The sequence below is a fragment of the Streptomyces sp. NBC_01451 genome (assembly GCF_036227485.1).
Classification (GTDB): Bacteria; Actinomycetota; Actinomycetes; order Streptomycetales; family Streptomycetaceae; genus Streptomyces.
In genome coordinates this window covers 6,043,328-6,067,421 of the sequence record NZ_CP109479.1, presented here as the reverse complement: position 1 = coordinate 6,067,421, position 24,094 = coordinate 6,043,328, and the positions used below count along the sequence as shown (strand labels likewise).

Sequence of the window (24,094 nt, the reverse complement as noted above, 5' to 3'; positions counted from 1 at the left end):
CAGTGTGCGGGTCGACCCCGGGAATCGTCAACGATCACCGTAATTCGCAGGAAACAGCCGGAAACAACGGTGACACAAGTATTGACGTCGGCTCGATCAGGGCCACAGACTCCGGACCTGACTACGCAGTCATAAACGGACTCGGTGCAGAGCGACCGGAGGGGTAATGCGGAGAAGGCAGAGTAGACGAAAGCTGACGCAGGCGCTGGGGAGTCTCGTCGCGGCAGCCGCACTGCTGGCGGTGCCCATGGCCACCGCGCAGGCCTACGACCCGACCGGCGGGATCCTCTACCAGCTCGGCAACGAGCCGTGCCTGAAGGGCCGGGGCAACTGCGCGGTCTACCCGAAGTCGGCGGAGCTGCCCGGCGGGCGCCTGGTCGCGTCGTTCGAGAAGTCCACCGTCGTGACGAAGTCGGCAAGCGCCGACGGGCAGACCCTCCCGGTCTACAAGAGCGACGACGCCGGAACGAGCTGGCAGCCGCTGTCCGAGGTCAAGGCTCCGGCGTACCTCTCCGCTGACCCCAGGTACGCCCGGTACACGAGCAACTGGACGAACCCGTATCTCTACGTCCTTCCGCAGAAGGTCGGCGCGCTCAAGAAGGGCACCCTGCTGCTGGCCAGTGTGGTGTCGGGGGACGACTACTACTACAAGGAGCACAAGGCGGCCGACCCCAACTGGACACCGAACAACGACGGTGACCGCAAGGACCTGGCGATCGCCCTGTACTCGAGCACCGACGACGGCAGGAGCTGGAAGGTCGTCAACGTCATCGCGACCGCGGGCTGGCAGGGCGGGAGTGCGGGCGCGGTCGGCCAGAACGTCGCGGCGGCGAACACGTACCGGCAGGTGGACCCCCTCTGGGAGCCCTACCTGATGGTCTACGACGGCAAGCTGGTCTGCTACTACTCCGACGAGAACGACTACACCGGCTTCGACCCGGTCACCGGCGTCCCGGCCCTCGACCCGGCCAACGACACGGCCACCGACTCGCACGGCCAGATCCTCGCCCACCGGACCTGGGACGGCAGTGCCGCCAAGTGGAGCGACCCGGTCGTCGACGTCGCCGGGTCCAACCAGGACATGGGCGGCGGCAAGACGGAGATCGGCGGCGGCCGGCCGGGCATGACCAACGTCGTCCCCACGACGGACGGCAGATGGCTGCTCACGTTCGAGTACTGGGGCGGCGGGGCCAACACCCGGTATGTGATCGCCGACAGCCCACTGAAGTTCTTCCGCGGGAGCCGGACCGGCATGTCCGTCGGCACGCTGCCGGTCGTCGCCGGTTCCCGGCCGCTCGCGGGCGGCGGCAGCCCGGTCCTCATCCGGATCCCCGACGGGCGCCTGGTGTACAACGCCTCGAACAGCGGTGACGTCTGGGTCAACGAGAGCGGGCGCAGCGACGGGGTGTGGACGGAGTACCAGACGACCTCGCCCGCCGGATACAGCCGCAACCTGCAGTACGTCGACAGCACCGGACGCGTCGCGATCCTCAACAACCAGGGCACCTCCACGATCGCCTACGCGGAGGTCGACCTCGGCGACTCCGCCGGCACGTACTACCGGCTGCTGAACCGGAAGACCGGACAGGTGATCGGCACCGGCAACAGGACCAACGACGCCAACCTCGGCAACGGGGACACGCCCGACGTGGCCCTTGAGGACGCCGGGGCGGCGGCGAACCCCGACACCCAGTCCTGGCACGTGGTGACCGAGCCGAACGGCGGCACGACCCTGCTGAACAGGTCCGGCGGTCGCTCGGCGGCCATCTGGACCGGCAACGCGACGGTCGGCCAGCGCATCGGCCAGTGGGTCGACAACAGCGCGACGGGCAGCTGGAACCTGATCAAGACGGACGACGGCTTCTACAAGCTCCAGTCGCTCAAGAACACGAACGTGTACCTGACGGGCGCGACGGCCTGGGCGCCTCTGACCTTGCAGAACGCGGCGACGGACGGCTCGCAGGACTGGAAACTGGTGAAGTGAAGCGAAGCGAGATGAGGTGAGGTGAGGTGAGACGGGCGGGGGCGGAGCTCTAACAGCCGGGCACAGTCCCCCGCCCCGTCTCCAACGCCACCAACGCCTCGATCGCCCCCTTGAGCGACGTGACCGGGATCAACCGCAACCCGTCCGGCAGCTCCGACTTCGCATCCGAGCACTCCGCCCGGGGCACCAGAAAGACGGTCGCCCCGTCACGACGCGCGGCCTGCGTCTTCAACGCGACGCCCCCCACCGCACCGACCGTGCCGTCCGCGTCGATCGTCCCCGTACCGGCGATGGTGCGACCGCCGGTCAGGTCACCGCCCTTGCCGTCGCCGTCGAGCTTGTCGACGACACCGAGGGAGAAGAGGAGCCCGGCGCTCGGACCACCGACGTCGGACAGCTTCAGGCTGACCTTGATCCTGCCGGAGTCCTCGTCCAGGTACTTCAGGGCCGCTTCGGCCGCCGCGTCCTGCGACTCCTTCATCTCGGCCGCGTTGTGCCGCTCGATCTCGTCGGTGCTGTTGCCGCTCGGGTAGACCGCGTCGCGCGGCATCACGGCCTGGTCGGTACGGAACCAGCCGTCGAGTACGTCACCGAGGCGCACAGGGGTGTCCGGGCCGGTCGCCTCGATCGTCGTCATCCGCAGTTCGCCGCGCGTCTCGCGGGCCGTCGCACCGGTGATCGTGATGACCGCGTCGCCGTCGTTGTCGCCGAGCACGTTCGCCGTCATACCGGGCTGCGCCACGGCGAACGGCAGCGGCGCGAACGCGGCCGTGGCGAGCAGGGCCACGACGGGCAGGGCACAGACGGCGACGGCCCGGGGGCGCGTGAGGCGAGAGAGCACGAGGTCAATCTAACGTGGGGGCGCTTTCGGGCCGGGGGCGGCTGCCGTGCCCTCCCGTACGCCGGTCAGCGCAGCGCCTCGGACACTTCCCGGGCCGCGTCCATGACCCGCGGACCGACCCGCTCGGGCACCGCATCGGCGAGCATGACAACCCCCACGCTCCCCTCGACCCCCGTCACGCCGATCAGCGGAGCCGCGGCCCCGCTCGCGCCGGCCTCCAGCTCCCCGTGCGTGAGGGTGTATCCGGGGTCGGTGGGGGGCTGCTGCCGGGCGGAGAGGATGGCCTTGCCGGCCGCGCCGCGCTCCAGGGGGTGCCGGAAACCGGCCCGGTACGCCACGTGGTAGTCGGTCCAGGTCGGCTCTACGACGGCGACGGCGAGCGCCTCCGTCCCGTCGACCAGGGTCAGGTGGGCGGTGGCGCCTATGTCCTCGGCCAGCGATCTGAGCGCGGGCAGCGCGGCCTCCCGTACGAGGGGGTGCACCTGCCGGCCGAGCCGCAACACTCCCAGCCCCACCCTCGCCCGGCCGCCCAGATCACGGCGTACGAGCGCGTGCTGTTCCAGGGTGGCCAGCAGGCGGTACACGACCGTCCGGTTCACACCGAGCCGGGTCGACAGTTCGGTGACGGTCAGACCGTGGTCGGTGTCGGCGAGCAGCTTGAGGACGCGCAGTCCCCGGTCGAGCGTCTGGGAGGTCTCCGCGGTCACGACGCCCACTCCTTCACGTGGTGAGGTCGGCAGCTCCCTGGCGGCGGGTGCGTCGCCGGTCCCGTGGGCGACGCGCGTCAGAGGCGGCCGGTCGGCGGCGGCCCAGGGCTCTCCCGGACACTGTCGCTTCACGACTGCGCTCCGCGGCGGCGCTGCCACGGGGCGTGTGCGTTGCGGGGACAGTAGCGAAGCCGGTTCGCTCAGCGGAAGGCTACGTCCAGAATCCGGTCACTCCGCGGTACGGACTACTGCGCTTCCTCCCGATATGCACGGCGTGTGCACGACCACACACGCCCCCTCACCTGCGCCACCGGACAGCCGTGAGGCCGTCACCGCATCCGGGTCGCCCACTCCTGCACCTTGGCGATGCGCTGTCGCAACTGCCCCGCGGTCGCCTCGGCGCTCGGGGGCCCGCCGCAGGCCCGCCGCAGCTCGGTGTGGATCACGCCGTGCGGCTTGCCGGTCTGGTGGACGTACGCGCCGACCATGGTGTTGAGCTGCTTCCGCAGCTCCAGCATCTCCTTGTGGGAGACCACGGGCCGCCGTTCGGCGGGCAGTTCGAGGAGATCGGCCTCGTCGTCGGGCTTCTTGCGGCTGTGCGCGATCTGCCGGGCCTGCCGCTTCTGCAGCAGCATCTGGACCTGATCGGGCTCCAGCAGCCCCGGGATGCCGAGGTAGTCCTGCTCCTCCTCGCTCCCCGGGTGCGCCTGCATGCCGAACTCCGCACCGTCGTACAGCACCCGGTCGAAGACGGCGTCGGACTCCAGCGCCTCGAAGGAGAACTGCTCCTGCTCGCCGGTGTCCTCGTCCTCCTCCTTGTTCGCCTCCTCCATCTCCTTCTCGGATTCGGCGTACGGGTCCTCCTCGCCCTCCTTCTTGGGCTTGTCGAGGGCGTGGTCGCGCTCGACCTCCATCTCGTTGGCGAAGGTGAGGAGGTCGGGGACGGTCGGCAGGAAGACGGAGGCGGTCTCGCCGCGCCGCCGGGAGCGCACGAAACGCCCGACGGCCTGGGCGAAGAAGAGGGGGGTGGAAATGGTCGTGGCATACACCCCGACCGCCAGCCGGGGCACGTCGACACCCTCGGACACCATGCGGACGGCGACCATCCAGCGGGAGTCGTTGTTGGCGAACTCGTCGATGCGGTTGGAGGCGCCGGTGTCGTCGGAGAGGACGACGGTGGCCCTGGTTCCCGTGATGTCGCGGATCAGCTTGGCGTAGGCGCGGGCGGACTCCTGGTCGGTGGCGATGACGAGCGCCCCGGCGTCCGGGATGCCCTTGCGCACCTCGGTCAGCCGCTTGTCGGCGGCACGCAGCACGCTCGGCATCCACTCGCCGCGCGGATCGAGGGCCGTACGCCAGGCCTGCGAGACGGCGTCCTTGGTCATCGGCTCGCCGAGCCGGGCGGCGATCTCGTCCCCCGCCTTCGTCCGCCACCGCATCTGCCCGCTGTAGGAGAGGAAGATGACCGGCCGCACGACATGGTCGGCCAGCGCGTTCCCGTACCCGTAGGTGTAGTCGGCGGAGGAGCGCCGGATCCCGTCGTTCCCCTCCTCGTACGTGACGAAGGGAATGGGGTTGGTGTCGGAGCGGAACGGCGTACCGGTGAGGGCGAGCCGCCGGGTGGCGGGCTCGAAGGCCTCAAGACAGGCCTCACCCCAGGACTTCGAGTCACCGGCGTGGTGGATCTCGTCGAGAATGACGAGCGTCTTGCGCTGCTCGGAGCGATTGCGATGCAGCATGGGCCGCACACCGACACCCGCGTACGTCACGGCGACGCCGTGGTACTCCTTGCTGAGCGGCCCGGCGCTGTACTCGGGATCGAGCTTGATCCCTATCCGCGCCGCCGCCTCGGCCCACTGCTTCTTCAGATGCTCGGTGGGCGCGACCACGGTCACCTGCTGCACGACATGGTGGTGCAGCAGCCAGGAGGCGAGCGTCAGCGCGAACGTCGTCTTGCCGGCGCCGGGGGTGGCGACGGCGAGAAAGTCACGCGGCTGCTCCTTGAGATACCTCTCCATCGCCTTCTGCTGCCAGGCACGCAGCTTGCTGGCGGTGCCCCAGGGGGCGCGGCCGGGGAAGGCGGGCGAGAGGTGATGGGCGGTGCCGGGGGAAGCGCTGGCGGCGGTGGTAGTCACGGTCTCCGGGGGTGCTGGTCGAATGGGAAGGGGCCGCGCGCAGCGCGTCAGGTGGGGCGGTGGTGGGAGACGGGCGGGCAGCTCTGGCGACGGCCGTAACCACAGCGACGACTGGGGCTACGGCTACGTATGACAACCGGGCCACCCTACCGGCGGCCCGGGGCTGTCAACGTGCGTACGACGCGGGACGACCCCGGGATGGGACTCAGCTCACACGGACGGCTCGGCCAGGTCTCGCAGCACCTCGGAGATGGCCTTGACCTCGTCCACACTGCCGGAGGCCACCGCGATCACCAGACGTTCGGCGACGTCGATGTCCGGCCGCAGCTGGACGTCGTTCAGCGCCAGGAAGACGACGCAGGAGGTCCACGCCGTGCGCTTGTTGCCGTCGACGAAGGGGTGGTTGATGGCGAGCGACTGCAGGAGGGCCGCCGCCTTGTCGAACAGGTCGGAGTACGCCTCCTGCCCGAACATCGAAGCCGAGGGCCGATGCACGGCCGACTCCAGCAGACCGGCGTCGCGGACGACGACCTGCTGATCATCGACAGCGAGTCCGGCGATGTCCAGACCATCCTCGGCCGACAGATAGACGTATGTCACCTGAGCCGCTCCAGCAGTTCGGCCCATTTGACGGTCTGCTCCTTGGCGGCCTTACGGACCAGCGCCTCGTGAGCCGTCCTGGAGAGGTAGTCGTCCACAGCCTTCAGCAATATGGCGTGCATACTCGTCCCCTCCTCCTCGGCACGCAGCTTCAGAGCTTCCGTCTGGTCGTCGCGAAGACGCAGGTTCATGGCCATACCAAAACGGTACCACTCGGTGGGGCCAGACTGGTACCACTCACGATCGAGTGACCCTCACCCGCGTAGTCACCCAAGCCCCCACGAGCGCCACCCCCGCCATCGGCAGAAACACGGCGGCGAAGGCACCCGGATGGGAGCCGCCGCCCGACGCGGCGGAGGCATGCGCCACCGTCCCCCCGCCCAGCGCGGCGAAGGCCGCACCCCCGCCGGCCAGCAGCACCACATTGGAGAGCCCGTCGGAGATCTGGAGGGAGGCGGAATTGGTGCCGGCCTCCTCGGGAGCGGAGAGCTGAAGCAGCAGCACGCTGGTACTGGCGATGACCAGCCCCATCCCGAAGCACCCGAACGCCCACACCACCGCGAGGGTCCACACCGGCACGGCGTCGATCAGCACGGCGGGCGCCCCGGCGATGGAGCCGGCGACGACGACCATCCCGACGGTCATCAGCCGCTCCCGATACGGCTCCATCCGCGCCCGCGCCTGCACCGACGACCCCAGCGCCCACGTAACGCCGCCCGCAGCCAGCGAGAAACCGGCCATCGTCGGCGACAGCCCCCGCTGCGTGACGAGCATCAGCGGGATGAAGGACTCGGCGGAGATGAACGCCCCCGCGGCGACCCCGCGCAACAGGACGACGGACGGCAGCCCGCGCGCGGCCCGATAGGTCCCCCGGGGAAGCAGCCCGAGCACGGCGGGCACGAGCAGCGAGACGCCCAGAAGCCCGGGAAGGAGCGAGAACCATCGCAGATCCTGGGCCGCGTACTGAAGCAGCCCGGCGCCGAACGAGATCCCGAGGGCAAGCCGAATACGCCGCCGGCCCCCCTGCTCGTCCCGCTCCCCCGCCTTCACGGGCCCGCCGGCCAGCCGCCGTATCTGAGGCAGCGCGAGGGCGAGCGGAAAGACGACGAGCACCGGAATCCCGACGAAGACCCACCGCCAGCCGAGCTGCTCGGTGACGGCACCCGCGGCAAGCGGCCCGACGACCGACGGCACGACCCAACTGGCGGCGAACGCGGCCATGATCGAGGCCCGCAACCGCTCCGGATAGGCCCGTCCGACCACGACATACAGGGAGACGATCACCAGCCCGCCCCCGAGCCCCTGCACGGCCCGCCCGGCGATGAACAGCCACATGGCTCCGGCGGTCCCCGACAGGAGCAACCCGGCGGCGAAGGCGGCGATCCCGGTGGTCAACGGCCCAAGCGGCCCCTTCCGATCCGACCACTGCCCGGCGAGCACCATCCCGAAGAGGCTGGTCGTGAAGTACCCGGAGAACGCGAACGCGTACAGCGACACCCCGTCCAGCTCCCGCGCCGCAACGGGCATGGCCGTCCCCACGGCGGTCGCCTCAAAGGCGATGAGCAGCACGACGGACACGATCCCGACACTGAGCGCCCGATAGGAACGCCCCAGCACCCCCTCACCGGGTACGGCGGCCGAAGGGTTGTCCGCGCCGACGGTCTTGTCGGCGGTGTCGTCGGCGACGCCGGTGTCGCCCGGTTCCAGTGAGGTCATGCAGGCCAGCGTAAGGGTCGTCCCCCACCTTGGCCCCTGTCGGAGGTAGGACCCCGCCCGGGACCATGGTCGTACGACCACCGGCCGCCGAGCCCGCCCTTCCCGGCCCCGGTTCATGAACGGCGTGTGGCAGTCCCATTGCAGCGCGCCCCGTTCCCTTGTTCCTCCGCCTGCCCCGCCCCTACGGTCAAGTCACGAAGTTCGGAACGGACGACGGAACGGTCACAAAGACCGCCCCCACCCTCCGCTCCAAACCCGGCCGTGTGCCCGAGTGGTTCAGGGACTCGCCTGCAAAGCGAGTTACGCCGGTTCGATTCCGGTCACGGCCTCCAGTAGTAGGTCTGATCTGCACAAACGCGGAACAGTCAGCGCCGCCCGGCTCTGTGACTCCTAGTCGTCATGGAGCCGGGTAAGTCGCTTGACGCTCTGGCTCCTCGAACCGAGGGAGCCATAGACCATGGCTGAGGCAGTACAGAGGGGCGCGCGCAAGAGCGCGCTACGCGCTCCTAGGCGAGTCGCCGAGAGCGCGACAGACACAGACACTCGTGCGCACACACAGAGCGCCGTACGTGCGCTCACGTCGCCCGAGGACGTCAGGGCAGCGCTCATCGCTGAGCTTGACTTGCACCTGTCGACCACGACGAACAAGCACGGTCGCCCGTTCCAGCGGAAGACGATCAATGCCTACGTCAACGCGGGCAAGGCACTCTCAGCCTGGATCGGCGCATCGCAGCACGTCAACGCGGTGGGTGTGGAAGTCACCTCGTTCACCGACGTGGATGTCTCGACAGCCAACGCGTTCTTCCGATGGTGGTACCAGACCAAGGACGTACCCAAAAGCCAGGACGGGAAAGGCGGGTACACGGGCGGGGTCAACACCACGCAGCGGAACCTACGTGCGCTGTTCGTCTACCTCTCCGAGGAGTACGACCACCCGAACCCGTACGACGACCCGAAGTTCCACAAGTACGCGGCTCCGCAGCTCGGCAAGCCACGGACGCTGTCCGAGGAGTTCATCCAGGACACGCTGGACATCACCGCGTGGGGACCAGGGCGAAAGGACTTCGAGACCACGCGAGACCACGCGCTTCTCCGTGTGCTGACCGAGGGCTTGCGCGCAGAGGAGATCCTGAACATCCGGGTCCAAGACCTGGATCTCCAAGGAGCGGTTCTCGTGGTCGTCCCGCTCAAGATGGACCGCAACTCTGTGGACGGGCGGGTCATCCCGCTACAGCCGTCCACGGTCAAGGCGCTCCAGCGGTACCTACGTCTCCGCACCACACACAAGCGGCACACTGAGCCGTGGCTCTGGCTCGGCCTCAACAACCGTCCACGGCTCGGTTACTCGGGTCTGTGGAACATGACCAAGCGGGTGGCAGAACGAGCCGGATACGACTCGGCCGAGGTGTCGCCGCACTGCTGGTGCCACTCGTGGGCGGATGACCTGAAAGCCAGGGGCGTATCCGGCGAGCACATCATGGCCATCCGGGGATGGAAGTCACCCGCGATGCTCAGGCGGTACGGCGCGGACATGGCCAGTCAGCGGGCGGTCAACACCATGCACAACCTGGGCGACCGCTACTCCTGACCGTCGCTCGCCGCCCAACCGTCACGCACGGTAGACGGCCGGCTGAGCGCTGAGTGACGACACGGTGGGTGTGGTGCATCCATCACCTACGCACCACACCCACCGCAGCTCTCCGACTCAAGCCGCGTGGTCGGCCAGCAGTGCCGCGACCTCTGGCACGTCGGCGTACTCCTGGAGCCGAGCGAGCACGACGCGGACCCGTTCGGCTGTGCGCTCCGAGGCCACGTCTGCCGCTATGCGGATCACGCGCTCAGCCACTCCCGCGGCTTCCTCCGGCTCGTTCGCGTCAGCCAGCGCTATGGCGAGCCAGGACAGGTACAGCGCCATCTCTCGCGTGTGCGTGGCGTCGTACTTGCCGAGCACGTCACGGAGCAGCGGCACCGCTCGCAGGGGCCTACGCAGCTCCGTATAGACCCGCGACTCCATGACCTGTAGTTCGCCCGCGTCCACCCAGTACAGATACGCGGGCGGCTCGTCGGCACTCGTCTCGTTGCCGTCGGCCAGCGCCTCGCCCGCCTCACCGAGCGCGCGCATGGCGGCACGTGCGTTCTCCGTCCCGCCCGCTTGCGTGTGTGCCCACGCGACGCGGTCCCAGTAGAGAGCGCGAGCCTTGCCCGGCGCGTCTTCTCCCGCGTCGTGGAGCGCAGCCTGAGCGAGCGTCAGACCCTCGTCTGTCCGGCCCGTGTTGCTCATCTGGTAGGCGAGCGAGCCAGCCAGGTTGCCCGCCAGCGTGTGATCCTCAGCCTGCTTGGCCGCGCTCAGACCGAGACGGTAGATCCGCTCGGCTTCCTCGTGCCGTCCGGCGTCGGACGCGATCCATCCGGCGATCTGTGCCAGCTCTCCGATCTGAACTAGGAGCGCGCGGCCGACCTCTTCCGTGTGCGTGTTCTCGCGGTACAGACGGACGGTCTTCCTCAGCTCTCGCAGCGCGGGCCCGATGAGGTCGCCGCCCGCTAGAACGTCGTCGGCAAGGCGTAGCCCGTGGACGCGCTTCTGTAGGTCGAGCACTTCTCCCACACCCACCCGACGAGGCGAGCGCACCGTGAGCAGACTGAGCGGGTCACCCTCGGGCAGGAAGTCGTCCAGCGTCGGCACAGACACCGACGGTTGGGTGTGGGTCTCTCCGTCCAGCAGACGAGCCGCCAGCGCCACCACTTCGCCGCCCGCATCGAGTAAGCGGTCCAGGCTCTCGGCCAGTTCTATGGACGGCAGTTGCTTGCCCGCCAGGACCCGCGACAGGAACGCGTGGTCGTAGTTCATCGCCCGCGACGCAGCGCGGATCGACATCCGCCGTGCCTGTAGCGCGGCTCTCACGCGCTGGCCGAACTCCCCGTTCATGGTGCCAGCGTAGACAGTCACCACTCAGTCAACACCCAGTCACCGGAAGTGAAGGCTCCGAGCTTTCAGACTCGGACCATGAGCGAGCCGAAGCGATCACACAGTGCGCCGCTGGATCTGCCGGACCGTAGCGAGCAACTGGAGCCCACGCCGGTTGAAGGGTGCGCGGGTTGTGCCGAGTTGGCCAGCACGCGAGACCGCGCACGAGCGGGTGGCGACTACACCACGGTGTCCGACTGCAACGTCCTCATGGCCAGGCACCTGGACGGGCACTGAGTGACGATGACCGCGCAGGCCCTCAGTCCTTCGAGACGAACGAGCCTTGCCCGAGCACGGTGTAAAGCCGTCCTTCCTCGCGGAGGGCGGCCACGGCCTTCTGCACCGTGGACGGCGCTACCTCCATCTCGGCAGCCAGGTCATTCACGGCGGGGAAACGAGAGCCTTTCTCGTACTGGCCAGCGTCGAGACGGCGGCGCAGTTCCGCCGCGACCTGGGGCCATACGGGCTTGCTGCGGTCAAGATCCATACCTTCAAGCGTCCGCGTATCTGCGTGATCACGCGACCGCGTATACGCGAATGCGCGTATGCTCGAAAGCGCAGGAGCTTGACAGCACGACCAGCACCGCCCCAACGGAAGACCCCCGCGACTGCGCGAACAGTCCGGGGGCGTGGCCGATCACCCAAGGAGTGACCGACGTGCGAAGCCTACTGGCAGTACTTCTCTCGTGGCTCATGCCATCGACCGGCAAGCGCCGCGCTACCTCACCCGAGCCGACACCGCACACTCCCGCGGATTCTCCGACCATCGCTCTCCGCACGGTCACCAGCTCACGGAGCTTGGTGGGTGTGGCGCATCCCGCCGTCTCGACTCCGCGCTCCCCTCGTCCGCCCGCGTATCTGCGAGGCGAGGACACCCCACTCATCCGGCCGTACCTCCTCGCTTACGAGCGGGAGCAGGAACGGCGACGACAGCGTGACCGGCGAACCGCCGCCACCCTCGCAACCCTCGGCATCGACTTCCACGGAGCGACGGCATGACCGACGTCGGACTACTTCAGGCGGGCGCTCTGGTGCGAGACACAGCCAGGAACCGCGTCGGCGAGTTCATGGGTAAGGCGGGCCCGTACGCGATGCTGCGCCCGCTCGGCGGTGGCCGTGAGTGGGAGGTGTCTCCGGATTACGTGGAGCCACTGAGCCCGGAAGAAGTCCTGTCCCTCAAGGTCAAGCGAGCCAACGCACAGAGCACTGGAGCCGTCCTGTGACCCGAGCCGTCTACCGCTTCGTAGATCACACGATCAACCACGCACCCGAGGGCGGGTACACGTTCGAGATCTTCTGTGTCACCCACGAGTGCGGCGAGGAGTCCGGTCCGCAGGGTGAGCAGAACGACGCCCAGGACTGGGCGCTCCGGCACACGGGCCGGACGGGCCACAACCTCTTCCGCCGCGTCGTCACGGATCACGCGAGGGTGACGCGAGCGGACCAGGAAGAGCACGAACGCCCGGCCGCCACGACAGACGGCACGGCCTAGCAACACCGCACGACAGGGCGGGTGTGGGACGTCTCCTGTTCCACACCCGCCTGGGTCATCGACAAGGCGAGGAGCCATGAGCCCGGATCACAGTTCTCCACGGAATCCGTCCGAGACCCTACGGACGGCACTCGTCAGTTTCCTAGCTTCGCCGTGTCAGCAAGACACGACGAACCAGGGAGACGAGATGACCCGCCAGCACTTCGACCACAGCAACTGCGAGCACGCCAGCACGAAGGCCGGGCGCGCTGCCTGCCGTAAGCAGATGCGAGCCGATGCACTGGGCGAGAGCGCAGCGAAGGCACCGACCGCAGGGACCGCGAAGGCTCCCGCGAAGAAGGCGCCCGCCAAGCCCGCTGCCGCTCCGGCTGCGAAGAAGTCGCCGACGCGAGCGACCCCCGCGAAGAAGACGGCGCCCGCTCCCGCGAAGGCTGTCGAGCCGAAGGCCGACGACGCCGCGAAGTAACCCAGCCCCAGCAGAGAAGCCCCTGACTCACCCACGAGTCGGGGGCTTCTCGGCGTGCACGCCGGCATACGCTGACCAGCCAGAATGCGCGGAAAGCTCTGTGCGCGCGTCTGGCGAGATCGGTTGCTGAGCGCGTGTCTTCTGTCGCGCTCGCACTGCTGGGAGCCGAGAGACGCGATTCTGTCGCCCTAACGCGCAAGAGAGCGCGTGACGCTCGCTCGCAACTCACGCAGCGCGCACGAGACTTCCCGTGTATTGGTTGCCGTGCCAGCCGCCCGGATGTCTGCCCTTCGCTGTCTTGTCGCGGTTGTTGTCGAGGGCGTCACCGATGAACCAGTGCCGTGGGTTCTGGCACGGCGGGTTGTCGCAGGTGTGGCACACGAAGAGGTCCGGCTCTAGCTCCTCGCCGATGATCCGTTCCGCGAACCACCGATGAGAGCGGACTTTCTTTCCGCCCACCTGGAAGACGCCGTAACCCTTCTCCGTGCGGTGACCTTTCCACGGCCAGCACGCATTAGGACCACGGGAGATATCGACGTTATCCACGAAGCGGGTATAGGCATTCACGTATCGATTGCTCATGAATCCACGATATCCGCGATATTGCGGTTTCCCCATGTCGCGCGCCATATACAACACCTTGCCGTTCTGTCAAGCGTCTGTCATTCTGATATTGCCAATCGATGGAATTGGTAAGGAATTCGCCTGGCTAAAGGGAGGGTGAGACGTGACCGAGAGAAAGCCGAGCAGGCCGAAGCCTCGCAAGCCGGACGCTCCCTTGGGTGCTGGCACTCTGAACCCGGCCGAGCTGGACGCGCAGGCGGAGAAGGTCTACGCCCTCCACAAGCGTGGCAATTCCGCTATCGCCATCGGTCGTGCACTGGGGCTGTCCAAAGATGTGGTGGAACGCCGCATCGCTCGGGCTCGGAAGAACCTGAGTACAGCCTCGGCGGATGACCTGCGCGCCGACCGTGAGTCCTCGCTCACTGACATGATCCGCGAGGCTCACAAGAACCTGGCTGCCGCTGAGACCGTGGCAGAGCGGAACGCATGTGTCCGCACCATCGCGGATCTCAACATGAAGGTGGCCAAGCTCCTCGGTCTGGAGATGCCCGCCAAGGTCACGCTGGAAATGGAGAAGGCTCTCGAATTCCTCCAGCTCCAGCCCGATCCGGTATGGGGTGACTGACCATGCCTCTCCGTTCATCGCGGCTTCTCCGCGAGCGTGCAGCGGCGGGTGTGGAGATCTGCCTCACCCACGGCGCGTGCTGCAAGAAGTACCCGGACCACCCTGCCGTGCAGGAGAGGCAGAGGCGGGACCGCGAGTTGAGTAAGGGTTTTGCAGAGATGGCCTGGACAGGCCACCTGCTGATCCGGTTGAAGGAACTGGCGGAGGCCGGTTACGCGGTACCCGAGGAGTTCAATCGGGGAGCAGAAGACCCACCCAGAAGTGATCGGATCCGCCTGTTCTTTGAGCGGTACAACCTGGGCAAGCACTTCCGTTCGGATGAGCCGCATGTAGAGCCATCGTGCAAGACGCGGAAGCTCTCAGATGAGGAGATCCGCCAGCGCTCGGAATGGGCGAAAGCGGTTCTTGAGGCCCGCCTAAAAAAGGGTCATGTCGACCCCACTCCCCCGTGGGAGGAATTCACCCCGGAGAAATTGGCGGAGCTGAGGAAGGCTCTCAGTCAGGGAGTCGATGGCCAAGACGGGCTCACGTATTGGGAATTGCGGGAGCGGGTTCGGCGTGAGCGTGAGGCAGAGCGCGCCGCCCGGGTCGCTCGCCTCAAGGCTGACGAGGAGTTGGGGTGCAAGATGCGTGAAGCCCTGGCCACGTGGGAGAACCGGACGCATCGGAACGCATACACCACACCACCCGCTTTCGAAGAAGAGGAGTAACCACGATGGCCGACGACATGGCAACGCGACTCATGGCCAAGATGCGGGGCTCCGCCCAGCGTGAGGAGCCCGAGCCGGTCACCACCGACCCGACCACGCTCGCACTGCTGCGCCAGGCTCGCGGCGAGACGGACTACAGCTACGTGCACGAGGCCAACTCCAAGGGGCAGGCCGAGTTCCGAGCCGCCGTCCAGAAGCGCGCTCGGGAGCTCCAGGGACAGCACGGCCTGTCCTACGCGTTCGCCGAGGCCCGCGCTCTCAAGGAACTCCGCGAGGAACAGCGGGTCACCAACGAGCGGGACCGCCGCCGCGCCTCGTACGACCAGATGGTCAAGAGCAACCGGGCGGAGATGGAGGCCAACTCCACGACCGCCCTCCGCCAGCGCATCAAGGGCTCGGCCGCCTGACCGCAGCCGGCCGTTTGCACCACACACCTATCCCGCTCTCCCGAGTGGATGTCCAACCGCGTAACGAAAGGTAGGCCCAGCAATGGCCAACATCACGATGGATCTCCAGGACTTCAACGCGCTCATGGCGCTGGGCACTTCCAGCCGTGGCGCCCTGTTCCTGGACCTCTACAACACCGGCCGCACGAAGGCGGGAGCGTCCACCGCGTCCGGCCCGGACAGCGTCGTCATCGCTCCGACCACGCCCGGCACGACCGCACTGGAGCCCACCGTCGTGACCCGCGTCAAGTCCGCGATTGCGGCGGCGTCGTGAAGGTCCGCGAGGCTCGTGAGCGGGTGCTCAGCGCACTCCGTGAGCGGAGCCCGTACGGGATGGAATACGGGAGCTTCTTCGAGGTGCTTCCCGGCCTCTCTCTCACCGCCGTGCCTCGCCTTCTGGGCCGGATGCTCGACCGTGGCGAGATCGGGGTGGACAGGGTGTACGGCTGCCTGATCCTCCCGGGTCAGCCCGTGGATTCTCACCGTCTGTACCGAGCGCGGGCCTGACACAAGACCGGTTGGGTGTGGGACGTCGGCCGTAAGGCCAGGGCTCTTATGGTGCCCGCTAGTGGTGTCCCACACCCAACCCTCTCAACTCCCGGTCCCTGATTGTCGTCGGCCAGCCGGGAGACGACTCGGTTCGTAAGGGTGTCCGAGTCACGAGGCTGGGTGTGGCAGTTCCCTGGATGGCTGCCATGCCCAGCCTCTCCACGTATCCGATCCGAACGGTAATCCGCGGGAGGTGTTGACCAATGGCCACCGTTGACCTCATCGACAACCGTGCAGCGTTGAGGCTGAACTACGAACTCAGTTGCCGGGTACTGGAGTTCGTGAGCGAGCGTGAGCGGGTCACTGCTGAGGATGTACGGCAGGAGTTCTTTCCGGGCGAGATGGGCACCCCGTATCTCTACCTGGACCGACTCACGGCGGAGCGGCTACTGCTCCCAGTCATCGGTAACGACTACCCGATGTCTTGGATTCCCGCGATTACCCCAGAGGAAGTAGCCGAACGTCAAGCGGCATTGAGCGACGCAGCCAGGGTAAGGATGCAAGAGAGATGGGCACGGATTCGGGAGAAGCGGGAACGGACCCGTAAGCCCAAGAGCCGCATCTCTCATGCCCAGTGCGATCACCTGATCACTCGTACAGATCGGCTTGCCTGCGAGAAGCGGCGGTGAGCCATGGTCAGGAAGAAAAACAAGGCATTCAAGCGGCTCAAGGCCACGAGGAAGCCCACCGAGAAGTGGACTGGAGAACAGCAGCCGTACGCCGCCGCTGACGCGATGTGGCACGCCCTGATGAATGCGCTGGTACGAGATGGCCGACGTTGACATTAAGCCCAGGGCCCAAGGCGCGGGGTCCAAAGGCGACTTCGAATCCCGGTACGTGCTCCCCAAGGTTCGCCGGTTCATCCGCGAGACGTTCGAGGACACGGAGGAATACGGGATTAACCTGGGTCCGACCCAGGATCAGGTGGCAACCGAGTTCCTCGACGGGGACAACCGCCAGGCCCTGCGCTTCCTGTGTGATCTGGAGTGGCTCGGGCAGGCGCGACGTGTTCTGAGCTACGGCCAATATCGCTGGATTCCCGCCGAGGTCCCGAAGCCAGTCAAGTCATCGACTCGGACCAGGAAGGCCAAGGCCCACACCGAGCTAACGCGGCGCATCCTTGACTACGTCACGGCTGAGTTCAACGAAGGCGCGGCCGGTAACCGCGACCGCCTGCCCAGCACTCACGACGTGGCCAAGGCGTGCGTACAGGGCGGCGGCAATGCCGACTCATGCCGTCGTGCCTTGAAGCACCTTCACCGACTGATGAAGGTGGGCGAGATCATCCAGGTGAAAGACGAGGATGTCAGCGTCTGGTCGTGGCATCACGCCTACTGGGCCCTGCCCAACTCGGGGCGGAGAGCAGAAGACAACGACGTGCCCCAGACGCCGACTGGCCCGCTCAATAGGTTCGGCTTCACTGACGCGGAGTGGAACAGCATGAAGGCATGGCAGCGGAACGCCATCCGGATGATCGAGATGGCAGAGACGGCGCCATCCTGTTGGTAGACCACGCCTGATTCCTTTGGAGCGCGGCTTTGCCGTCTGAGACAATCTCTCTGTTGGCCGCACTGCCGATACCACGGAGCCCCAAGACCATGACGACCACTGGTCTCGGGGCTCTCTGGTGGAATCGCTCTGTGCGCTTCTCGGGCGCTTTCACGTCTCGCGCATCTCTCTGTGTCGGTGCACACTGCTCAGCGCCGTACAGGCGCTTCTGAGCGTCCTAATCATGTGTCTGCACTGCATACGTCTCGCGCATCGCGCTGAGCTATTCCATACCTCTCTCGGCTTTAATCTTCCGGCCGGTAACTTAATGTGTCGCAGATCACATTCAGTGGAACCCATGCGCATTTCGGGTCGTCGGAAACCGAACGCGTAAATTGTTCGGTAACCGCTGAATAGCACTGGGAGGAATAGAGATGGCCGTCATTAAGCAGACCCTCAATCACGCCGACTGCGTCCATGCAAACGACAGTTACGCCCGCCTGCTGTGCCGGTTGAGCCATCGGCACGCGGAGTGTGACCACCCCATCACCGCACGTGCGGGCCAGCTCTGCGACGAGTACCGCGCCTACCATGTCCGGTGCCAGCACGGCATGACCCCCGGTGAGATCCGAGAGTGCAAGCGTGCGCAGGAAAAGGGATAGGGCGGAGCCAGGAACTCCGCCCTACTCACCACACCCAACACAGCAGAAGGAAGGGTTAACCATGAACACGCATGACGAGCGTAGCGCACGCGATGACGGCACGGAAAACGGCGAATTCGACGGCCCAGACGGGGTCGTTGTTGACTTCCGCTCTGAGGCTGACTTGGTCCAGGACATCGAGGCCGCTCACGCTGAGGCCCTGGAACTGGAAGAGTGGTACTGGGAAACCGATGAGGAGTACCACTACGACATGGCCGCTCGGGTGGAGGAGGTGAAGAACGACCCGCGCGACGAATTCGACAAGGAGGCGACGCCGGAACTCATGGATAAGCAGTTCCTCAAGGTGCCTCAGTACGAACGGCCGGTGAAGCTCGGCACATACGACGTGTCGCCGGTCGGCGGTGGCATTACTCACTCCGAGGTCATGGAGGCCCTTTCCCGCTATAACGAGGTCTACAACGGGCAGAAGCGGGATACGTCGACAGGCGTCTGGCTGGACGTCGGACGGGTCGAGGACTCCGCTCGTCACCTCTTCTACCGGTCCAAGTTGAACTACCTGTTCGGCAAGGGCGGCTCGGGTAAGACGAACCTTCTCCTTCACGTGGCCGCCGAGTTCGTCAGGCGGCGTCAGTTTGTGGTGTGGCTCATCTTCGAGGAGATCACTCCGACCGAGCTCCAGGAGATGATGGTTCACCAGGGCGTGCCGGAGGGTCTGGCGTACCGCTACTTCCTGCCGTTCCACGTGACAGAGAAGCGGGCTCCCGAGATCCGAGGCGTTGCCTCTCTCGTGGTCATTGACTCGGCTAACCCGTGCATGGAGTTCCTGGACGTCAATCCCATGACCGACCCGGGAGCCATTACCAAGCTGGTTACCACGTACTTCGACCCGTACCGCTCTCAGAACCCGGACATGACGGGGATCGTCATTGACCACGTCGGCCTGAGCAAGGACGCGCAGCACCGCGCCAGTGGACACCACAGCAAGATGGACAAGTTCCAGGGCGCGGTGTACCGACTCGCAGCGATGCGGGAGGGTGTGGACGGCGACTGGGGTTACTCCGCGCTGTACCTGGCCAAGGACAACAAGCGGAAGACGGGTCTCAGGACGGGCAACGTCGCCGGATACGTCCTCATGGACAGCTCGGGTCAGAGCGGCACGCTAGACGTCCGCGTCGTCGCCGACGAGCCAACGGGAACGTCCCACACCCCTGCTGGCGAAGTGGCGCAGAACAAGACGACCAACGGCGCCAAGGCCATCGCGGAGCGCATCCTTCGCGAACAGAGCCGCGTCTCTGACAAGGACTGGCGAGAGCAGATCATGGAGGCTCTGACCGCCGCACACCCGAAGGTTGAGAAAGCCACTCTCGGCGGTCGGATGCGCAAGGCCATCTCACAGCTCAATGGGGCGGGCGTAGCCGAACAGGACGGCGACGATTGGGTGCACGTGCCGACCGTGAAGCCTCTGGATTAGCCACATGGCGCGCAGCCGCAGAAAGGCAATTACTGTGCTCGCACAGTCGTAAAGGCTAGTGAGGAGCAAGGAGCGGCAATGACAATGGCAGAGATTCAGGCGGCGCGGCAGAGGCTTCTTTCCGGCCCTCGACCGGACCCGCTGTACGACGAGTTGGCGGAGTTCGGGGTCCCGCTGGCACCCATCGTGGCGAAGCTGAGGGCGAAGGGTCTCCGTGTCCCGGAGTTCCAGACTTACAGCCGACGCGCCGCCTGATCATCCACGAGTCGAGAGCTCCGATCCGTTGAGGGTCGGGGCTTTCTGGCGGTTGAAGCTCTGTGCGCTCCGCTCGGGCGCTGTGACGCGATGAGCGAGCGTGTCTGTCGGCAAGACGTGCTGGCGCTCCTGAGACGCGCTCAGACGCTCCTAACGGTGCTCTGCGAGTGAGAGACGCGCTCACACACGAGACGTGCGCTCTCGATGCTCGCCGGCGCTTTTGGTGATCTTGGCCGCTGGCTGTTGTGCTCCGTCTCGCGCAACAGGGGACGGCTGTCCTACTCGTGCGCGTGCTCGCGTATTCCGCACGCGCGTGCGCGTCGTGAACTCCTCTTGATCTTCAAGCGCTCGTGATCGCCTGAGCGTGCGTCTCTGTAGAGACGCGCTCGCACAGAGCGTGAATCACAGCATTCACGCCTCTGACGTGCAGGAATGACCGTGAATGCTGAGTGTGAATCGTTCACGTTCACACCGTGAATTCACGGTCGTGGGCGTGAATCAGAACGTGAATTCACACCTGATTCACGCTCCCAGCCTGGGGAGCGATTCACGCTCTGATTCACGCTCTCGTGATCTTGAGGCGGGGCAGAGCGACGCGAGCGAGCGTGGGTGTGGTGCCGATCTTGAGGCGGAAGGCCGAGCGCTGAGTGAGTCGGAAGCCGCAGATTCGCCGAGAGAGTGAGAGGAGAGAGCACGACGAACGAAGGGTTGGTGTGGAACATGGGCCGGAGGAAGCTGAACAGGCAGAGGCGGCAGCGCACGGCGAACGAGGCAACGAACGATGAGGGGGTGGCGTTGGGGCCTGTAGTTGTCTGTCCGGACTGCGCGGGACCGATTACACCGGGGGTAGCCTCGCGCCACCAGAGCGGGTGTCCGTTCGCCGAGGATCTGCACCAGGCCCATGAGGCTGACGTGGCGTACCTCGCGCTCCACTCGGAGATAGCGGAGTTCCACCGCTCGCCGTCTTGGAGTGAGAAGCGGGGAAGCCTGGGAGAAGGTGAGGTCATCGCGTCGGTTCACGTGCTCCGCCTGCGGGAGGGATGCACGATCCGCTGGCTCATCGACTCGGAGGGCAACTATCGGGAGTTGATCCCCAGTGGGTTTCCCGAGGAAGAGGTTCCGCGAGTGACGCGAATCATCCGCGAGGAGATGGGCAAGCGGGGGCTGCTGTCGCGGTAGCACTGCTCGGTTGGGTGTGGTGCAGGGGTCAGGTATAGATCCGGTTAGCCGTCTCGCGTGTGTGCGGGACTGGGTGAGGCCAGATCCCCCCGAACAGGCTGAGCAGACGGCCACGGGACCAGGAAAGCGCTCGATGCTGGGTGCAGATCTGCTGGCCAGTTCAGAGCACCCGTGCCATCCATGCCGCTCCGCTGGGTAAGTCATCGTGTAGCCATGATCGCCTTGACCCTGCGCGTTTCCCCAGCTCAGACTAGGTGTAGTCACGGAGCCAAGCACACTGACTGCAAAGCGAGTTACGTGGGTTCGATTCCCGCCACGGCCTCAGCAGCTGGACAGGGCACATCGATTGGGCGGCACTCCCTCGGGGTGCCGCCCAGTCGTTCGTCTCCGGCCGGCCGATGGAGGACCGGCACGCAGCAGCCCGGCTAGGTTGGGCGCATGGCGAGCCTTGATCATCCGCAACTGTCCGGGCTGGGAAGGAACCCAGCAGTTCCTCCGGACCTCCTGGTGCGTCTGGCCGCGCACAAGGCCGGCCGACACGGTATGTCGCTGCGTCGCGGGCGGCTGGAGGACGCGGTTGTCGAGGCGCTGCTGACGCACGGCGACGACATGACCGCCGTGCGCCTTCACGGTGACCGGATCTCCCCGGCGATGCGCCGAAGGATTGCGGAGCATCCCGATCCGGCGATCCGCGACGCGTACGGGGACTTCGTCCGCGACATGGTGGACCGCGGGGTGACGATCGGCATCGACGATCTGGAGGAAGCCTACGGTCGGCCCCGGACCGAACTCGCTGCCGCACCGGATGCGAGGCTGCGCGCCGCGGTCGCGCGGGCCTGGTACGGACGGCCTCTCTCCGTGCAGGTGGGACTGCTCGCCGACCCGGATCCACAGGTCCGCGCAGCCGCCACCGAACAGAAGAAGCCGGGTGTCCCTCCGGAATGGAGGGACCGCTGCCTCGCCGATCCTGCTGTGCGCGTCAACGTGGCGCGGTACACCCCGCTCACCCTGGACCAGTTCGCACAGCTCATGCGGAGCCAGGAAAGAGAGGTCTTTCAGGCGGTCGCCGGGAACCCGTATCTGTCGGCAGAGATGGTCGCCCGGCTACTGGACGTCGAAGACCCCCTCGTGCGGGTCACGGTGGCGCAGAGTCGCCATGTGGACGACGAGACCCGGGACCGGCTGTACGCACTCGTAGAAGCCGAACAAGCGGACGGAAGCATCGAGGCCGACGTAGCGCTGAACTGGAATTTCGCCGAGCCGGAATGGCTGTATGAAGCGCCTCTGAACGAGCGGATGACCTACCTGGACTGCCGGTACACGATATTTCGACGTGTACTGGCCTCCTGCCACGATCTACCTGCCGAGGCATGGCACCGGTTGGACAACGACCCGGAACTCGCAGTTCGCCGTGCCGCCGCCCGTCGGCCGGGCACACCCTCGGATGTACTGGAACGCCTGGTTCGCAGCGATGGCGACGTACTCCACATCCGGCCGCTACTCGTCGACCACCCCAACTTCCCTCGGCACACTCTGCGCACGTTCGTCGACGAACCAAGCCCGAACGTGCGCTACCTCGCCCTTCAGGACCCGGAACTACCCGTGACAGCCCTTCAGCAACTCGCCTCGGCCGCCGAGCCCTTCCTGCGCCGTGGGGTCGCCCGTCATCCCAACATCACGGACGCACTGCTGGAACAACTGCTGTCGGACCCGGACCCCCAGGTCGCCGACGATGCCGCTGCCAACTCCGCCCTGCGGCCGACCAGGATGCACCGAATCCTCACCGCTGCCGGCTTGTGACTCGGCAGAGAGCGGACCGTGGGCTTGTTGCCGTATCGCCGTATCCCCGTGTTGCAAGAGCACGACGTGGTGGAGCCCGGCTACAGACCTGCGGTCGCCGTTGGTACACGGGGGATCTGCCGCGATTCAAGTTCGGTGCGTCCAGGACGGAAACAGACCTATAACCCACCTGGCGTCGTTGCCGGCACCACCAACATCGGCGAGAGGATCCCCCATGCCCAAGCAGATCAACGACACCCCGGAGGGTTACACCACCGTCGCCCCTGGGTCGTCACCGACGACACAGGTGCCTTCCTCGACTTCGTCACCCAAGCCTCCGAGGGCGAGGAACTCGGCCGGGTGCTGACGGAGGACGGCCTGGTCGGGCATGGTGAGATCCGCGTCGGTGACACCGTCGCGCTGGCCTTCGACCGGCGTGCGGACTGGCCCGTCATGCCTAGAAGGAACGGCCGACCGGCCCGTGGTCAGAGCACCCTGCCCGCCTCACCGTCGAAGTCGATCGTCTTCGCTCGGTGCAGCAGCCACAGGGTGTACGCGAGGGTCGAGACGTCCGTGTTCAGGCGGTGGAGGGTGGTCTCGGGCTCGTTCCAGACCAGGACCGTGCCCGTTCTGCCGTCCAGTACCAGGCTGTTGCCCTCCGTCAGACGACCCAGGCGGATCAAGTCGCCCGCTCCCTGCGGGAGTTGGGCTGCCGTGTCCTCGTCCGCGCAGTACTCCGCGAGTGTCGGCAGCGGTATCTCCGTGTCCAGGTGGAGGAGGGAGCCGTCCTCCGGGAGTCCCGTGCCGCTCAGGAAGCGGCGGGTCGGCTCGTGGGTGAGGGATGCCGGGAAGTCGACGTCCTCGAAGCGTGCCACCCTGGCGTGGCCGAACGCCTGCTCAAGGAGTCGGGCGGGCAGGTCCAGGGCGAGGCCCGACTCCGCTCCGGAGGCCGCGATCCGGGCCAGTGGGCGGATCGAGGCCGCCATCTTCCAGTACGGCAGCACGTCACCGGCACCGCCGGTGCCCAGCGCGAACACCGTCAGCAGGTGCCGGGACGTCTCGGCCAGCGTCCGTGGGCCGGAGCGGCCTGCGGAGAAAGCCAGTTGGCGTCGCGCGGCTGTCATCTCCTCCGTCGCCGTCGCGAACCGGAGGAGCGACTCCAGAGGGGTGGCCGGCGGGCGCGGGCCCATCGGGGCGGGGCGGTGGTGGGGGAAGCCCGTCGAGGGCGTCTCTCCCGTCGAGGTCGAGTTCACCACCGTCCGCAGGGCACCGGTACGCAGTGCGCCGAACCTCGACCGGTTCCTGGCTGCCGGCAGTCCCACGCGCGTCAGCAACTCGTACTCGCGCTCGCGCTTGTACTCGTTCCTGGTCGGAGCGGTTGTCGTACTCATGGTTTCCCCCGCGCATGGTTGTTCACGGTCCTGTGGGCGTGACGTCGAGAACGTCCGCTGCCCGGCAGG

General features: G+C 66.7%; 26 protein-coding genes, 1 tRNA gene and 1 pseudogene. 18 read left to right on the top strand and 10 right to left on the bottom strand.

Annotated elements, in window-relative coordinates; all coding sequences use genetic code 11:
• Window positions 1-166: 166 nt before the first annotated feature.
• On the top strand, window positions 167-1,984 hold the full coding sequence (locus OG595_RS26650) for an RICIN domain-containing protein (RefSeq protein ID WP_329276264.1): 1,818 nt from the start codon (window positions 167-169) through the stop codon (window positions 1,982-1,984).
• Window positions 1,985-2,033: 49 nt separating this feature from the next.
• On the opposite strand, the gene OG595_RS26645 is transcribed toward OG595_RS26650, so the two are convergent.
• The 6 genes from OG595_RS26645 to OG595_RS26620 all read right to left on the bottom strand — a co-directional run bounded on the left by OG595_RS26645 (window position 2,034) and on the right by OG595_RS26620 (window position 7,983).
• Window positions 2,034-2,825, bottom strand: coding sequence for a S16 family serine protease (locus tag OG595_RS26645; protein ID WP_329276262.1), 792 nt, complete (start codon window positions 2,823-2,825; stop codon window positions 2,034-2,036).
• 65 nt (window positions 2,826-2,890) lie between these two features.
• The gene (locus tag OG595_RS26640) at window positions 2,891-3,532 is read right to left on the bottom strand and encodes an IclR family transcriptional regulator (protein ID WP_319206773.1); all 642 of its coding nucleotides are present in this window, start codon (window positions 3,530-3,532) and stop codon (window positions 2,891-2,893) included.
• Window positions 3,533-3,861: 329 nt separating this feature from the next.
• Window positions 3,862-5,667: a DEAD/DEAH box helicase gene (locus tag OG595_RS26635; protein WP_329276259.1), complete on the bottom strand. Its 1,806-nt coding sequence runs from the start codon at window positions 5,665-5,667 to the stop codon at window positions 3,862-3,864.
• A gap of 210 nt (window positions 5,668-5,877) precedes the next feature.
• Window positions 5,878-6,267, bottom strand: coding sequence for a type II toxin-antitoxin system death-on-curing family toxin (locus OG595_RS26630; protein WP_329283209.1), 390 nt, complete (start codon window positions 6,265-6,267; stop codon window positions 5,878-5,880).
• A complete protein-coding gene (locus tag OG595_RS26625) occupies window positions 6,264-6,464 on the bottom strand; it encodes a CopG family transcriptional regulator (protein ID WP_329276257.1) in 201 nt (66 codons plus the stop codon). The genes OG595_RS26630 and OG595_RS26625 overlap by 4 nt, the downstream gene beginning before the upstream one ends.
• A 40-nt stretch (window positions 6,465-6,504) precedes the next feature.
• Entirely contained in the window at window positions 6,505-7,983 is a 1,479-nt protein-coding gene (locus tag OG595_RS26620) for an MFS transporter (RefSeq protein ID WP_329276255.1), read from the bottom strand.
• A 257-nt stretch (window positions 7,984-8,240) separates the two neighbouring features.
• Here OG595_RS26620 and OG595_RS26615 point away from each other — a divergent pair.
• Both OG595_RS26615 and OG595_RS26610 read left to right on the top strand, forming a co-directional pair.
• A tRNA-Cys gene (locus OG595_RS26615) sits at window positions 8,241-8,315 on the top strand.
• A gap of 125 nt (window positions 8,316-8,440) precedes the next feature.
• Complete coding sequence (locus tag OG595_RS26610; RefSeq protein ID WP_329276253.1) at window positions 8,441-9,571, top strand: tyrosine-type recombinase/integrase; 1,131 nt, start codon at window positions 8,441-8,443, stop codon at window positions 9,569-9,571.
• A gap of 117 nt (window positions 9,572-9,688) precedes the next feature.
• Here the strand turns inward: OG595_RS26610 and OG595_RS26605 are convergent, their stop codons facing one another.
• Together OG595_RS26605 and OG595_RS26595 are read right to left on the bottom strand one after the other, a co-directional pair.
• Window positions 9,689-10,909 (bottom strand): helix-turn-helix domain-containing protein, encoded by a 1,221-nt coding sequence (locus tag OG595_RS26605; RefSeq protein ID WP_329276251.1) that lies wholly within the window; start codon window positions 10,907-10,909, stop codon window positions 9,689-9,691.
• Between the two features lie 298 nt (window positions 10,910-11,207).
• A complete protein-coding gene (locus OG595_RS26595) occupies window positions 11,208-11,435 on the bottom strand; it encodes a GntR family transcriptional regulator (RefSeq protein ID WP_329276247.1) in 228 nt (75 codons plus the stop codon).
• 320 nt (window positions 11,436-11,755) lie between these two features.
• Between OG595_RS26595 and OG595_RS26590 the strand changes: the two genes are divergently transcribed.
• The 4 genes from OG595_RS26590 to OG595_RS26575 all read left to right on the top strand — a co-directional run bounded on the left by OG595_RS26590 (window position 11,756) and on the right by OG595_RS26575 (window position 12,906).
• On the top strand, window positions 11,756-11,947 hold the full coding sequence (locus OG595_RS26590; protein ID WP_329276245.1) for a hypothetical protein: 192 nt from the start codon (window positions 11,756-11,758) through the stop codon (window positions 11,945-11,947).
• Window positions 11,944-12,171 carry a hypothetical protein gene (locus OG595_RS26585; RefSeq protein WP_329276243.1) on the top strand — a complete coding sequence of 76 codons (228 nt, stop codon included), beginning with the start codon at window positions 11,944-11,946 and terminating at the stop codon, window positions 12,169-12,171. The genes OG595_RS26590 and OG595_RS26585 overlap by 4 nt, the downstream gene beginning before the upstream one ends.
• Window positions 12,168-12,440: a DUF7848 domain-containing protein gene (locus OG595_RS26580; protein WP_329276241.1), complete on the top strand. Its 273-nt coding sequence runs from the start codon at window positions 12,168-12,170 to the stop codon at window positions 12,438-12,440. Before OG595_RS26585 ends, OG595_RS26580 begins: the two co-directional genes overlap by 4 nt.
• Before the next feature lie 187 nt (window positions 12,441-12,627).
• A complete protein-coding gene (locus tag OG595_RS26575; protein ID WP_329276239.1) occupies window positions 12,628-12,906 on the top strand; it encodes a hypothetical protein in 279 nt (92 codons plus the stop codon).
• 225 nt (window positions 12,907-13,131) lie between these two features.
• Here OG595_RS26575 and OG595_RS26570 read toward each other — a convergent pair whose 3' ends face one another.
• Entirely contained in the window at window positions 13,132-13,536 is a 405-nt protein-coding gene (locus OG595_RS26570; RefSeq protein ID WP_329276237.1) for a hypothetical protein, read from the bottom strand.
• Window positions 13,537-13,633: 97 nt separating this feature from the next.
• On the opposite strand from OG595_RS26570, the gene OG595_RS26565 reads away from it, so the two are divergent.
• The 11 genes and pseudogenes from OG595_RS26565 to OG595_RS26515 form a co-directional block, all read left to right on the top strand.
• Window positions 13,634-14,095, top strand: coding sequence for a hypothetical protein (locus OG595_RS26565; protein ID WP_329276236.1), 462 nt, complete (start codon window positions 13,634-13,636; stop codon window positions 14,093-14,095).
• Window positions 14,096-14,097: 2 nt separating this feature from the next.
• Window positions 14,098-14,805: a hypothetical protein gene (locus OG595_RS26560; RefSeq protein ID WP_329276235.1), complete on the top strand. Its 708-nt coding sequence runs from the start codon at window positions 14,098-14,100 to the stop codon at window positions 14,803-14,805.
• A 5-nt stretch (window positions 14,806-14,810) separates the two neighbouring features.
• Window positions 14,811-15,212, top strand: coding sequence for a hypothetical protein (locus OG595_RS26555; protein WP_329276234.1), 402 nt, complete (start codon window positions 14,811-14,813; stop codon window positions 15,210-15,212).
• 82 nt (window positions 15,213-15,294) lie between these two features.
• Window positions 15,295-15,525, top strand: a complete 231-nt coding sequence (locus OG595_RS26550; protein WP_329276232.1) for a hypothetical protein — start codon at window positions 15,295-15,297, stop codon at window positions 15,523-15,525.
• 478 nt (window positions 15,526-16,003) lie between these two features.
• The gene (locus OG595_RS26545; protein WP_329276230.1) at window positions 16,004-16,429 is read left to right on the top strand and encodes a hypothetical protein; all 426 of its coding nucleotides are present in this window, start codon (window positions 16,004-16,006) and stop codon (window positions 16,427-16,429) included.
• Between the two features lie 124 nt (window positions 16,430-16,553).
• The gene (locus tag OG595_RS26540) at window positions 16,554-17,309 is read left to right on the top strand and encodes a hypothetical protein (RefSeq protein WP_329276228.1); all 756 of its coding nucleotides are present in this window, start codon (window positions 16,554-16,556) and stop codon (window positions 17,307-17,309) included.
• A 702-nt stretch (window positions 17,310-18,011) separates the two neighbouring features.
• Window positions 18,012-19,421: a hypothetical protein gene (locus tag OG595_RS26535; protein WP_329276226.1), complete on the top strand. Its 1,410-nt coding sequence runs from the start codon at window positions 18,012-18,014 to the stop codon at window positions 19,419-19,421.
• An 84-nt stretch (window positions 19,422-19,505) separates the two neighbouring features.
• Window positions 19,506-19,676, top strand: coding sequence for a hypothetical protein (locus OG595_RS26530; protein ID WP_266762947.1), 171 nt, complete (start codon window positions 19,506-19,508; stop codon window positions 19,674-19,676).
• A 678-nt stretch (window positions 19,677-20,354) separates the two neighbouring features.
• A complete protein-coding gene (locus tag OG595_RS26525) occupies window positions 20,355-20,855 on the top strand; it encodes a hypothetical protein (RefSeq protein WP_329276224.1) in 501 nt (166 codons plus the stop codon).
• Between the two features lie 438 nt (window positions 20,856-21,293).
• On the top strand, window positions 21,294-22,655 hold the full coding sequence (locus OG595_RS26520) for a variant leucine-rich repeat-containing protein (protein WP_329276222.1): 1,362 nt from the start codon (window positions 21,294-21,296) through the stop codon (window positions 22,653-22,655).
• 214 nt (window positions 22,656-22,869) lie between these two features.
• Window positions 22,870-23,093 (top strand): annotated as a pseudogene (locus OG595_RS26515) (VOC family protein); the annotation flags it as partial.
• Window positions 23,094-23,119: 26 nt separating this feature from the next.
• Here the strand turns inward: OG595_RS26515 and OG595_RS26510 are convergent.
• On the bottom strand, window positions 23,120-24,025 hold the full coding sequence (locus OG595_RS26510; RefSeq protein WP_329276220.1) for an SUKH-4 family immunity protein: 906 nt from the start codon (window positions 24,023-24,025) through the stop codon (window positions 23,120-23,122).
• Window positions 24,026-24,094: the final 69 nt, after the last annotated feature.

What these genes read in the sequence shown, in the direction of transcription:
- OG595_RS26650 (WP_329276264.1), top strand. Translation starts at nt 167, where the DNA reads ATGCGGAGAAGGCAGAGTAGACGAAAGCTGACGCAGGCGCTGGGGAGT.
- OG595_RS26625 (WP_329276257.1), bottom strand. Translation starts at nt 6,464, where the DNA reads ATGGCCATGAACCTGCGTCTTCGCGACGACCAGACGGAAGCTCTGAAG.
- OG595_RS26620 (WP_329276255.1), bottom strand. Translation starts at nt 7,983, where the DNA reads ATGACCTCACTGGAACCGGGCGACACCGGCGTCGCCGACGACACCGCC.
- OG595_RS26610 (WP_329276253.1), top strand. Translation starts at nt 8,441, where the DNA reads ATGGCTGAGGCAGTACAGAGGGGCGCGCGCAAGAGCGCGCTACGCGCT.
- OG595_RS26605 (WP_329276251.1), bottom strand. Translation starts at nt 10,909, where the DNA reads ATGAACGGGGAGTTCGGCCAGCGCGTGAGAGCCGCGCTACAGGCACGG.
- OG595_RS26595 (WP_329276247.1), bottom strand. Translation starts at nt 11,435, where the DNA reads ATGGATCTTGACCGCAGCAAGCCCGTATGGCCCCAGGTCGCGGCGGAA.
- OG595_RS26585 (WP_329276243.1), top strand. Translation starts at nt 11,944, where the DNA reads ATGACCGACGTCGGACTACTTCAGGCGGGCGCTCTGGTGCGAGACACA.
- OG595_RS26575 (WP_329276239.1), top strand. Translation starts at nt 12,628, where the DNA reads ATGACCCGCCAGCACTTCGACCACAGCAACTGCGAGCACGCCAGCACG.
- OG595_RS26570 (WP_329276237.1), bottom strand. Translation starts at nt 13,536, where the DNA reads ATGGCGCGCGACATGGGGAAACCGCAATATCGCGGATATCGTGGATTC.
- OG595_RS26560 (WP_329276235.1), top strand. Translation starts at nt 14,098, where the DNA reads ATGCCTCTCCGTTCATCGCGGCTTCTCCGCGAGCGTGCAGCGGCGGGT.
- OG595_RS26555 (WP_329276234.1), top strand. Translation starts at nt 14,811, where the DNA reads ATGGCCGACGACATGGCAACGCGACTCATGGCCAAGATGCGGGGCTCC.
- OG595_RS26550 (WP_329276232.1), top strand. Translation starts at nt 15,295, where the DNA reads ATGGCCAACATCACGATGGATCTCCAGGACTTCAACGCGCTCATGGCG.
- OG595_RS26545 (WP_329276230.1), top strand. Translation starts at nt 16,004, where the DNA reads ATGGCCACCGTTGACCTCATCGACAACCGTGCAGCGTTGAGGCTGAAC.
- OG595_RS26540 (WP_329276228.1), top strand. Translation starts at nt 16,554, where the DNA reads ATGCGCTGGTACGAGATGGCCGACGTTGACATTAAGCCCAGGGCCCAA.
- OG595_RS26535 (WP_329276226.1), top strand. Translation starts at nt 18,012, where the DNA reads ATGAACACGCATGACGAGCGTAGCGCACGCGATGACGGCACGGAAAAC.
- OG595_RS26530 (WP_266762947.1), top strand. Translation starts at nt 19,506, where the DNA reads ATGGCAGAGATTCAGGCGGCGCGGCAGAGGCTTCTTTCCGGCCCTCGA.
- OG595_RS26520 (WP_329276222.1), top strand. Translation starts at nt 21,294, where the DNA reads ATGGCGAGCCTTGATCATCCGCAACTGTCCGGGCTGGGAAGGAACCCA.
- OG595_RS26510 (WP_329276220.1), bottom strand. Translation starts at nt 24,025, where the DNA reads ATGAGTACGACAACCGCTCCGACCAGGAACGAGTACAAGCGCGAGCGC.